The organism is Streptomyces sp. NPDC001407, assembly GCF_042895325.1.
In the GTDB taxonomy this organism is placed as follows: domain Bacteria; phylum Actinomycetota; class Actinomycetes; order Streptomycetales; family Streptomycetaceae; genus Streptomyces.
The window spans coordinates 405,174-413,825 of sequence record NZ_JBIAWF010000002.1; the positions used below are offsets into that span (position 1 = coordinate 405,174).

Here is an 8,652-nt window from a genome sequence, read left to right on the forward strand (position 1 = left end):
ACCGGTGCCACGGCATTGGAGTCCCCTTCCTGCCAGAGGGGTTGTGCGCAGAGTAGGGATGCGGGCGTACTCCCGTAAAGGGGGCAATCGGCACACGGGGGAGCGTGCGCTGAGGCGCTCGTGGGCACCCCTGGCCGCACGCGCCCGCGGCTACGGCGTCAGCCTGGCGGCGTCGAAGAGCCCGTCGATGTCGTGGGCGGCCAGGGCCAGGCTGGCGCAGCAGATCACCATCAGCGCCGCGAACGCGACGGCCAGATGACGGCGCAGGGGCGTGGGCGGTGCGAGCAGCGCCCGGACGCGCTGGGGCACGGGGCCGCCGACGGCTGCCATCGCGGCCGCCGGCGCCCGCTCGGCGGCGAGCGCCGCCCGCGCCACCGCGCGGGCCACCAGCCGGCGGTCGGCGACGGTGGCACCGGCCTGTTCGTCGGCCCACCGCTCCAGGGCGAACGCACCGGCGCGGGCGAGCGGGCGCAGCAGTGGGTCAACCGCCGCCGCGAGGTGCAGGGCGAGCAGGAAGAGGTGGTGGCGATGGCGCAGGTGGGTGCGTTCGTGGGCCAGCAGGGCGCGCCGTTCGCCGGCCGTGAGCACGCGCAGCATGCCCGAGGAGATCACGACCTTGCCGGGGGCGCCGGGCAGGGCGAAGGCGGTGGGGACGGGGTCGTCGAGTACGGCCAGGTCTCCGGCGGTGGGCAGGTCCCGGCACGCGCGCCAGGCGTCGGCCAGCGCCCGCACCCGGCGCCAGACCGCCACGGTCAGGGCTACCGCGCAGGCGGGCACGGCCAGGGCGCAGGCGGCGGCCACGGGCCGGTCGACGGGGGTGGCGGCGGCCAGTGCGTGCGGTGACCAGCGTCCCTCTTCGGCGACTTCGGGGATCTGCCCGACGAAGGTGAGGCCGATCATCGCCAGGGCCGTCACCCAGGCGCCCGCGGCGACCAGGGCGGCGACGGTGAGCATCCAGGCGGCGGTGCGGGGTGGCAGTCTGCGGCCCGCTCCCGGCGCGGTCAGCGCGAGGGCCGCGCCGACCAGCAGCGGCAGGCACAGGACGAGCCACCTGAGCACCACGCCCTAGCCCTCCGTGTGTCCGCGGAGCAGCTGCTCCAGCAACTTCTCGTCCTCTTCGGCCAGTTCGGAGACGAACCGGGCCAGCACGGCCGCCCGGTCCCCGCCGTTGTCCAGCAGGTCGCGCATCCCGGCCGCCGCGTGCCCGGCCTCGTCGCGCACGGGGGCGTAGAGGTGGCCGCGGCCGGCGCGCTGCCGGGTCACGAGCCCCTTGTCGTGCAGCCGGGAGAGGATGGTGAGCACGGTGGTGTAGGCGGGGTCGCCGGCCACGTGCTCGCGCACCACGCCCGCGCTCACCGGCGCACCGGCCGCCCACAGGGCCGCCAGCACCTCACTCTCCAGCTCACCCGGCGCCCGGCGTCCCGCCGTCGGGCCGTCCTGCTCGCTCACGCTCCCCGCTCCTTCGTCACCGGCCCGCCCCCGGCTCCGGCATGGCCGTGGTCGCCACCGGCCGCTCAACCTACTAGGCCCCGTGGGCGGCGGTCACCGACCGCCGCCCTCCGGAGCGCCGTGCCGCCGCGGTGGGCCGGCAGCCGTCCGGGGCCCTCGTCAGCGCACGGCGAGGACCATCCGGAACCGGGCTTCGCCGGAGAGCATCCTGTCGTACGCCTCGGTCACCCGGTCCAGCGGCACGAGCTCGGTCATCGGGCGGATCCCGTGCCGGGCGCTGAACATCATGGTGTCCTCCACGTCCTGCGCGGTGCCGGACGGGTGGCCACGGACGACCTTGCCCGCCATGAGCAGCTGGTTGGGGCTGATGCCCAGCGGCTCGGTGTCCGCGCCGATGACCACGAGCTCGCCCCGGGGCGAGAGCCCGTCCACCGTCGCCGCGATGGCGTCGGCGTTGGCGGCGGTGGCGAGGACGACCTTCGCGCCGCCGAGGGCCTGCAGCGCTTCCGCGACGGGGGTGCCCGCCGTGCTGTCGATGTAGTGGTGCGCGCCGAGCCGCCCGGCGAATTCGGCCTTGCCCGCTCCGCGGGCGATGGCCACGGTCTCGTAGCCCATCGCGGCCGCGTACTGCACGCCCAGGTGCCCGAGCCCGCCGAGGCCGAGCACCGCGACCCGGTCGCCCGGCCGGGCGGAGCTGCGCCGCAGCCCGTTGTAGGTGGTCACGCCCGCACAGGCCATGGGCGCCGCGTCGGTCGCCGCCAGCGTGTCGGGGATCCGGGCCAGGGCGTCCGCCGGTGCGATCAGCGCGTCCGCGTAACCCCCGTCGTACGCCCATCCGGGGACCTTCAGGTTCTCGCAGACGATGAAGTCGCCCTGCCGGCAGGGCCCGCAGTGACCGCAGTGACCGCCGAACCAGCCCACCGCCACCCGGTCCCCCACCCGCCAGGGCCCTTCCGTCCCCTCGCCGAGCTCCTCGACGCGCCCGGCGACCTCGTGCCCGGCGACGAGCGGGAACCGCACGCCGGGCACCATGGCCTGGACGAACAGGACGTCGCTGTGACAGATCCCGCAGGCATCCACGGCCACCCGCACATGCCCGGGCCCCGGCCGGGGCACCTCCCGCTCGACAATCTCGAACGGCTCACCGGCAGCGGCGACCTGTGCGACGCGATAGGTGCTCATCTGGATCTCTCCGGACTGGGCGCGTACGACGGCCCCCGGAAACCAGCAGACCAGCTCCGCCCGCATCCCGCGCGCCGAGCGAGGCGAATGGCGGCGGCGGGGCGGGGACTCCGCGTACGTGGTGAGCAGCCGCTGCTGCTCACCACGGAAAGTGCCGGAGGTGCGCTGCGCGCAGGGAGCCACCGGTGCCCCGCCCGACCTGACGGAGACGGAGCGGCGGCTGGTCGCGACGGCGAGAACCTGCCCGCCTTTGACACCCAGCACGTCGAGGACTACGAGCACGCTCGCGGCCGCGCCGAGGGCTTGCGGTTCCGAGCCGAGCAGTTGCGGATGCGGAACAGCGGCGCGCTCATCCTGCCTGCTCGCGCCACTGCGCGAAGCTGCCTTGGACCTCGGTGATGCTGGGGTGGCGCACGGCGTCCAGCCCGTCATCGGCAAGAAGGTCGGCGATCAGGGCCGGGGTGCCGAAGACCTCGGTCGCACTCAGGTCCCAGTCGGTGAGAACGAACCAGGAGCCCTCCACGGGCCACCAGTGCGCGGGGAACCGGGTCCCTACGGTCCGGTCGGGCCACGCGCAGACATCGTGGTGGGCAAGTGCCTCATCCAGCCGGCCCCGGCGGGCCGGGATCGGGCCGCCGAGGTTCTCGATCGCCGCCTGGGCCCAGTAGCACTCCGTGCGTATCCCGCGGGGGCTGTGGCGGGCGAGGACCTCGACCAGGCGGGCCAGGCTGCCGCGGTCGATCTCGCCCAGGTCCGGCCCCTCGAAGTCCTCGGGCAGGTCCAGCCCTTCGAAGACCCTGAAGGAGGGGGTGTACTGCCAGTCCGCCAGACGCTTGCCGACGTGCGCCAGCACGTCGTTCCACCGGGCCCGTTCGCCTCTCACCGAGACCGTATGCAGAACCCAGCAGCGGTCCGGGAAGCCTTCCTGGGGCTCGTAGCCCAGGACGGCCTCATCTCCGTTGAGGAACGGACGCATACCGCCCAGCGGATCATTGTCCGGCACAAGCTCCAACGCGGAATCCTTCGAGACTTCGATCATGCGTGTGGCGTTCTGCGACCCGTCGTCGGTCTGCTGATTCCGCATCGTAGCTTCGTGAGCTGCGAGTTCTTCCGGGGTGCCTATGTAGGCGGGACCGCAGCCCGGTGGCAGGAGTTCGACCACCATGGCGATGGCCTCTTGTGCTGTGCCTGCCGGGCCCACCGTCTCGGTGCGGAGCGGTCCGGAGACCCAGTAGGTTCCTTCGGCGGCGGGCTGTATGTAGGGGATGTCCCAGGTCCATCGGTGCTCGGTGCAACGGCTGAAGTGCAGTTCGCCCATCCCTGTCCAGGGGAACAACTGCCGCAAGCGCGGCTCCGCGTAAGCCGCTTCCAGCAGTTCGGTACGTACCCTCCCATCGTCACGTACGGCCTGCCAGCCCTTTTCGACAACGGCGTTGCTTGATGAGTCCCTGTTCACGGCCTCATCATGCGCGCTGATGGCCTGCCACGCACCGAGGGCATCTATGGATGTCGTTTCGATGCGCTTCCGGGACGACGGACAGGGCGTTGAGGACGAGGGTGCACATGATGCCATCGTCTTCGCCGCAGGACTCGGGAAGGGAGTCCCCCGCAGCCTGGGGCGCCGTGCCGTCACTGCCGTAGGCGGCATCGGTCCGCCCAGCGGAGATAAATCGGTACGTGTCAGCTCCAAACGCTCCTAGGCTCTCCGCCATGGCACGGAACCCGAATTCTCAACTGCGCCGTACCCCGAGACGTACCTGACGAGCCGTTGGGCAGAACGAAACGCGCGCAACGCGCCCGGCCCGTTCTGCAACGCCGACGCCGTCACCGGCTGAGGGCGACCGCGAACAGGGCGAAGGCCAGCACGATCACGCCCACCCGGACGTAGTGGTAGCGGTCCCAGCGGGCCGCCTGCTGCTTCCAGTCGGCGGGCCTGCCCTCCGCAGTCCAGGACTTGGTCCGGTTGTTGATCGGCACCAGCAGTAGCAACGACATCGCCACGCTCACCCCCAGCAGCGCGGTGGCCGCCGTGACCAGCGGGGCGCCCGTGCTTCCCCAGGCGGTGGAGGCCCAGACCACGCCGAGCAGCATTGAGCTGATGTACCAGACCGGCATGACCCGGCCGAGCACCTGGGCCCCGTCGCTGCGGGCGGCGATGCGGCTGTCGTCGGGGAGCCGGTTCAGGATCGGGTTGACGAACACCGCCACCGCGAACTCCACGCCCACCATCATTCCGGCCACGACGACCGTGACGACTGCCAATGCGTTCTGCATGACCCCTCCCCGGGGCGCGTTCTAGCGGTACTAGATTCTCGTTCGACGCTAGACCTGCCGTTGCTCACTTGTCTAGCGCCGCTAGGATCTGGGCATGTCTGTACAGGAACGCAAGGAACGAGAGCGGGCCAACCGCCATCGGCTGATCGTCTCCACGGCCCGGGAGCTTGCCGAGGCCCAGGGCTGGGACGCAGTCACCACGCGCAAGCTCGCCGAGCGGATCGAGTACAGCCAGCCCGTCCTCTACAGCCACTTCCGGGGCAAGCGCGAGATCCTCGGGGCGGTCGCGCTGGAGGGCATGACCGAACTGACCGCCGCCCTGCGCGCGGCGGTGGCCGAGCAGCCCGCCGGACGGCCGGCTGTGGCCGCGCTGGCCCACGCCTACACCGACTTCGCCACCAGCAGCCCGGCTCTGTACGACGCGATGTTCAGCCTCGAAAACGGCCTCCCCTTCGCCGTCGAGGCCACCCCCGCACCCCTGCGCGAAGCCTTCCAGGCCCTGCTGGACCCGCTGGGGGCGTACGCCGGCCCGGATGAGGAGCCCGGTCTCTACGTCGAGACATTCTGGGCCGCGCTGCACGGCCTGATCACCCTCACCCGTGCCGGCCGGCTTCCCGCCGACCGGATCCCCAGCCGTCTCACACTCCTGGTCAATCGCTTCGTTGGCAGCGAGGATCAGCCCGCGGCGCAGTAGCTCCTGGAAGCTGCCGCACGAGTTCGTGCGGGCCGGGCCGGTGCACAGATGGTGCTTCGTTCCAGGGCGGGAGGCTCCGCGTCGACATCTGGAGTCCGGATTCGCCAGCGGTGCGGGCGACCCGGCGGCCGGATGATCGGCGATGTGGGTCATCTCGGTGGCGCCCTGCACTCCCTCACGACAGTGTCGACAAGTTTGGGCGGCGGTTGGCGATCAGCGAGCCTGCGGATGTTCACCAGTTTCGTCAGCGCCAGCGGGCGTGTCGGGGGCAAGCGCAGCCGTTCCCTCCCACTCTCCTGGCATCCCCCAGCGCGACGAGGCCCTCGGGTCAGTGGCCGCCGTCGCCGGGCAGTTGGCTGTGGCTCGCACAGCGACTCCTCGCGACAGCGGTCCAAGAGCCGGTATTCCGCGCAGGCATTCCGCCTCTGCAACTCGCGGAAACGCGCGAGGACGTTGTGCGCGTCGCGATCCGCATGGCCGTGGAGCACTGCGCGGGTATCGAGGGCTCGCGCTCGTGGCATGACGCGCTCGGCCGGTAGCCAGGGCCCCGGCGCTGCACCGTTCCGACCGGTCGGAGACACAAGGGAATCGGCGGAGCGGGGTCACTGACTCAGCCGCCGTTCGTCCCGTGAGGACTCTGGCGCACCCCTGGCCAACTGCCGTGTGCCTTTGTTAGGTTGCGCCGGAACCGACCTTCGGCCACTCCCCCCTTCGGGCCGTAGCGGTCACCTCGCTGATCCGCTTACACCGTTCGGGAGAGTCATGCGCAAATTCAGAGTGTGGCACGCCGCGATCACGGGCTTCGTCACCCTCGCCGTCGCCGCTGTGCCCGCTGTCGCGTCCGGCGTTCAGCAGCCCTCGTCGACGACTGCCGGGAGCGACGCGTTCTACACCTACAACGGCAGCAAGCCGCTGTCCTCGTACAGTCCCGGGGACGTGCTCAAGGTCCGGACGCTGCCGTACCACGTCCTGGGTATCGCGACCCCCCTCCAGGCGACGCAGCTGCTCTACCGCACCACCGACGCGCAGGGCCACCCGTCCGCAGGCGTGACCTCCGTGCTGCGCAGCCCTGGTGGCGACGGCCGCAAGGTCGTGTCGTACCAGTCGTTCTACGATTCGCTCGACCCCGAAGACGGTCCGTCCCGGGCGGTCGCGGGCAATGTCAAGCTGCCCGGCGGCTTGATCGCGAACGGCGAGTCCACGCTCGTGGCGCCGCTCCTGCTGTCCGGCTACGACGTCGTCCTCCCCGACACCGAGGGGCAGGCCGCCCACCTAACGGCCTCCCGCGAGTACGGGTACAACACGCTGGACTCCCTGCGTGCCGCTTCCAGCGCGGCGTCGAGCACCGGCATCAGCCCCGACGCGCGCGTCGGCCTCATGGGCTACTCCGGCGGCGCCGTCGCGACCAACTGGGCCGCTTCCCTCGCGCCCACGTACGCCCCTGACGTCAACAAGCGCCTGGTGGGATACGCCGAGGGCGGGCTGCTCGTGAAGCCCTCGCACATCCTCAGATACATCGACGGCAGTCAGGTGTGGTCCGGACTCATCCCGGAGTTGCTCATCGGGCAAGCGCGTTCGTACGACTTCGACCTCAAGAAGTACCTGAACGACTACGGCAAGCAGCTGGTCGACGAGCACCAGCACTCCTCGATCGCCGACGCGCTGGGCCACTACCCCGGTCTGACGTGGAAGAAGATGGCGAAGCCGGAGTACGCGAACCCGAACTCCGTACCCGAGCTCGTCGAGGCGGTCAACAAGACCAACCTCGGCCTGGCACCGACCCCGACCGTCCCCGGCTACATCGGCCAGGGCAACGCCGGCTTCCTGGAGGGAACCACGAGCAACATCGCGGGCATCGGCTCGGGCGACGGCATCACGGTCGCCGGGGACACACGGGCGCTGGCGCGGAAATACTGCGCCGAGGGCGACGCCGCGGTCTGGTACCAGCAGTACGACGCCCTCAGCCACTTGACCGCGCCCACGGCCACGGTGCCCACCGCGCTCGCCTGGCTGCGCGCCCGGTTCGCCGGCAAGGAGGCCCCGTCCTCCTGCGGCAGCATCGCCGAAGGCAACTCACTCGCGGCTGACGAGCCGGTCCCCGCCGGATGAGGACCTGACGGGGGCCGCAGCGAACTTCGCCAAGACCGCTTAGGCAGCCGCACCCAGGCGGGAGGCACCGCCCGCCGCCTAGCGTTCGGACCATGAGTTCCACGCAGCACATCGATCCGTCCGAAGACGACACCCTCCCGCAACTGACGGGCACGTGGTCCCTCGTGCTGGGCACGCTCGCTGTCACGGCAATCGGCTGTCCTCTGCTGCCGGACGCGGTCCCGAACCAGTTCCGCTACCTCCCCATCTGCTTCATCCTGCCCCTGGGGCTCTGGGCGGTCCTCTCAGGAAGCATCGCCCTGCGGCGCATGCGCGGCGACCAGGCAGCCGGCCGCCACCGGGCGCGGGCCGGGATCACCCTCGGCGCCGTGGCCGTCGTGACAGCGGCGGCCGCCATCGTTTTCGCGTGCTGGGCACTGCGCCACATCTGACAGTGGTGGCCCACGAGGCTCAGGCGCCGGGACCCGAGCCGACACGCTCACATGTGCCGCAGCGGCCCACGGCACGCTCGGTGCCGACGATGCACTGCGATTCGACACGGCCGCGACCGGCATGGTGTCACGCGCCAGCTGCACACCGCCCCCTCGGGACTTGATGACCATTTGATGAGCGTTCTGCAAACTCGGCCGTCCCGACGGGTCCGGCGGCGCCTCGGCTCATAGTGTGGGGACCATGCTCCGCACCCCGGCCCCCGAACGATCTCGCGAGGAGATCAACGCCGAGATCCGTCTCTTCCTGGCGACCCGGCAGGACCACGCCCTGACCAGGAACGAACGCCGCGTGTACGAGCAGCTGCTGGCCGAGTGGCTCGCGGCGCCGCAGCGGCGCCTCCCGTGCCGTTCCCTGGTGTGAACCGGCCACTGAGCCGACCGCTGAGCCGGGCACTGAACCAGCCGTTGGACCGGCCACCGGACCAGCAATTGAACCGGCTCCCGAACAGGCCA

At 71.3% G+C, this 8,652-nt stretch carries 9 protein-coding genes; 4 read left to right on the top strand and 5 right to left on the bottom strand.

Translation table 11 applies throughout. The features are described 5' to 3' along the window. Window positions 1-150 precede the first annotated feature (150 nt). The 5 genes from ACFY1P_RS05240 to ACFY1P_RS05260 all read right to left on the bottom strand — a co-directional run bounded on the left by ACFY1P_RS05240 (window position 151) and on the right by ACFY1P_RS05260 (window position 4,905). Window positions 151-1,062 (bottom strand): M48 family metalloprotease, encoded by a 912-nt coding sequence (locus ACFY1P_RS05240; RefSeq protein ID WP_390749756.1) that lies wholly within the window; start codon window positions 1,060-1,062, stop codon window positions 151-153. A gap of 3 nt (window positions 1,063-1,065) precedes the next feature. Continuing rightward, window positions 1,066-1,449 (bottom strand): BlaI/MecI/CopY family transcriptional regulator, encoded by a 384-nt coding sequence (locus tag ACFY1P_RS05245; RefSeq protein WP_390749757.1) that lies wholly within the window; start codon window positions 1,447-1,449, stop codon window positions 1,066-1,068. 159 nt (window positions 1,450-1,608) lie between these two features. Continuing rightward, on the bottom strand, window positions 1,609-2,631 hold the full coding sequence (locus ACFY1P_RS05250; protein ID WP_361527070.1) for an alcohol dehydrogenase catalytic domain-containing protein: 1,023 nt from the start codon (window positions 2,629-2,631) through the stop codon (window positions 1,609-1,611). Window positions 2,632-2,980: 349 nt separating this feature from the next. Beyond that, complete coding sequence (locus ACFY1P_RS05255) at window positions 2,981-4,279, bottom strand: DUF6193 family natural product biosynthesis protein (RefSeq protein WP_390749808.1); 1,299 nt, start codon at window positions 4,277-4,279, stop codon at window positions 2,981-2,983. Window positions 4,280-4,455: 176 nt separating this feature from the next. Beyond that, entirely contained in the window at window positions 4,456-4,905 is a 450-nt protein-coding gene (locus ACFY1P_RS05260) for an anthrone oxygenase family protein (RefSeq protein ID WP_390749758.1), read from the bottom strand. 94 nt (window positions 4,906-4,999) lie between these two features. On the opposite strand from ACFY1P_RS05260, the gene ACFY1P_RS05265 reads away from it, so the two are divergent. From ACFY1P_RS05265 to ACFY1P_RS05280, 4 genes are all read left to right on the top strand, one after another. Then, window positions 5,000-5,599 carry a TetR/AcrR family transcriptional regulator gene (locus tag ACFY1P_RS05265; protein ID WP_390749759.1) on the top strand — a complete coding sequence of 200 codons (600 nt, stop codon included), beginning with the start codon at window positions 5,000-5,002 and terminating at the stop codon, window positions 5,597-5,599. Between the two features lie 762 nt (window positions 5,600-6,361). Next, entirely contained in the window at window positions 6,362-7,708 is a 1,347-nt protein-coding gene (locus ACFY1P_RS05270; protein ID WP_390749760.1) for a lipase family protein, read from the top strand. Window positions 7,709-7,800: 92 nt separating this feature from the next. Next, window positions 7,801-8,139 (top strand): hypothetical protein, encoded by a 339-nt coding sequence (locus ACFY1P_RS05275; RefSeq protein ID WP_390749761.1) that lies wholly within the window; start codon window positions 7,801-7,803, stop codon window positions 8,137-8,139. A 241-nt stretch (window positions 8,140-8,380) separates the two neighbouring features. Next, window positions 8,381-8,560 carry a hypothetical protein gene (locus ACFY1P_RS05280; RefSeq protein WP_361527054.1) on the top strand — a complete coding sequence of 60 codons (180 nt, stop codon included), beginning with the start codon at window positions 8,381-8,383 and terminating at the stop codon, window positions 8,558-8,560. Window positions 8,561-8,652: the final 92 nt, after the last annotated feature.

What these genes read in the sequence shown, in the direction of transcription:
- ACFY1P_RS05250 (WP_361527070.1), bottom strand. Translation starts at nt 2,631, where the DNA reads ATGAGCACCTATCGCGTCGCACAGGTCGCCGCTGCCGGTGAGCCGTTC.
- ACFY1P_RS05255 (WP_390749808.1), bottom strand. Translation starts at nt 4,279, where the DNA reads ATGCCGCCTACGGCAGTGACGGCACGGCGCCCCAGGCTGCGGGGGACT.
- ACFY1P_RS05260 (WP_390749758.1), bottom strand. Translation starts at nt 4,905, where the DNA reads ATGCAGAACGCATTGGCAGTCGTCACGGTCGTCGTGGCCGGAATGATG.
- ACFY1P_RS05265 (WP_390749759.1), top strand. Translation starts at nt 5,000, where the DNA reads ATGTCTGTACAGGAACGCAAGGAACGAGAGCGGGCCAACCGCCATCGG.
- ACFY1P_RS05270 (WP_390749760.1), top strand. Translation starts at nt 6,362, where the DNA reads ATGCGCAAATTCAGAGTGTGGCACGCCGCGATCACGGGCTTCGTCACC.
- ACFY1P_RS05275 (WP_390749761.1), top strand. Translation starts at nt 7,801, where the DNA reads ATGAGTTCCACGCAGCACATCGATCCGTCCGAAGACGACACCCTCCCG.
- ACFY1P_RS05280 (WP_361527054.1), top strand. Translation starts at nt 8,381, where the DNA reads ATGCTCCGCACCCCGGCCCCCGAACGATCTCGCGAGGAGATCAACGCC.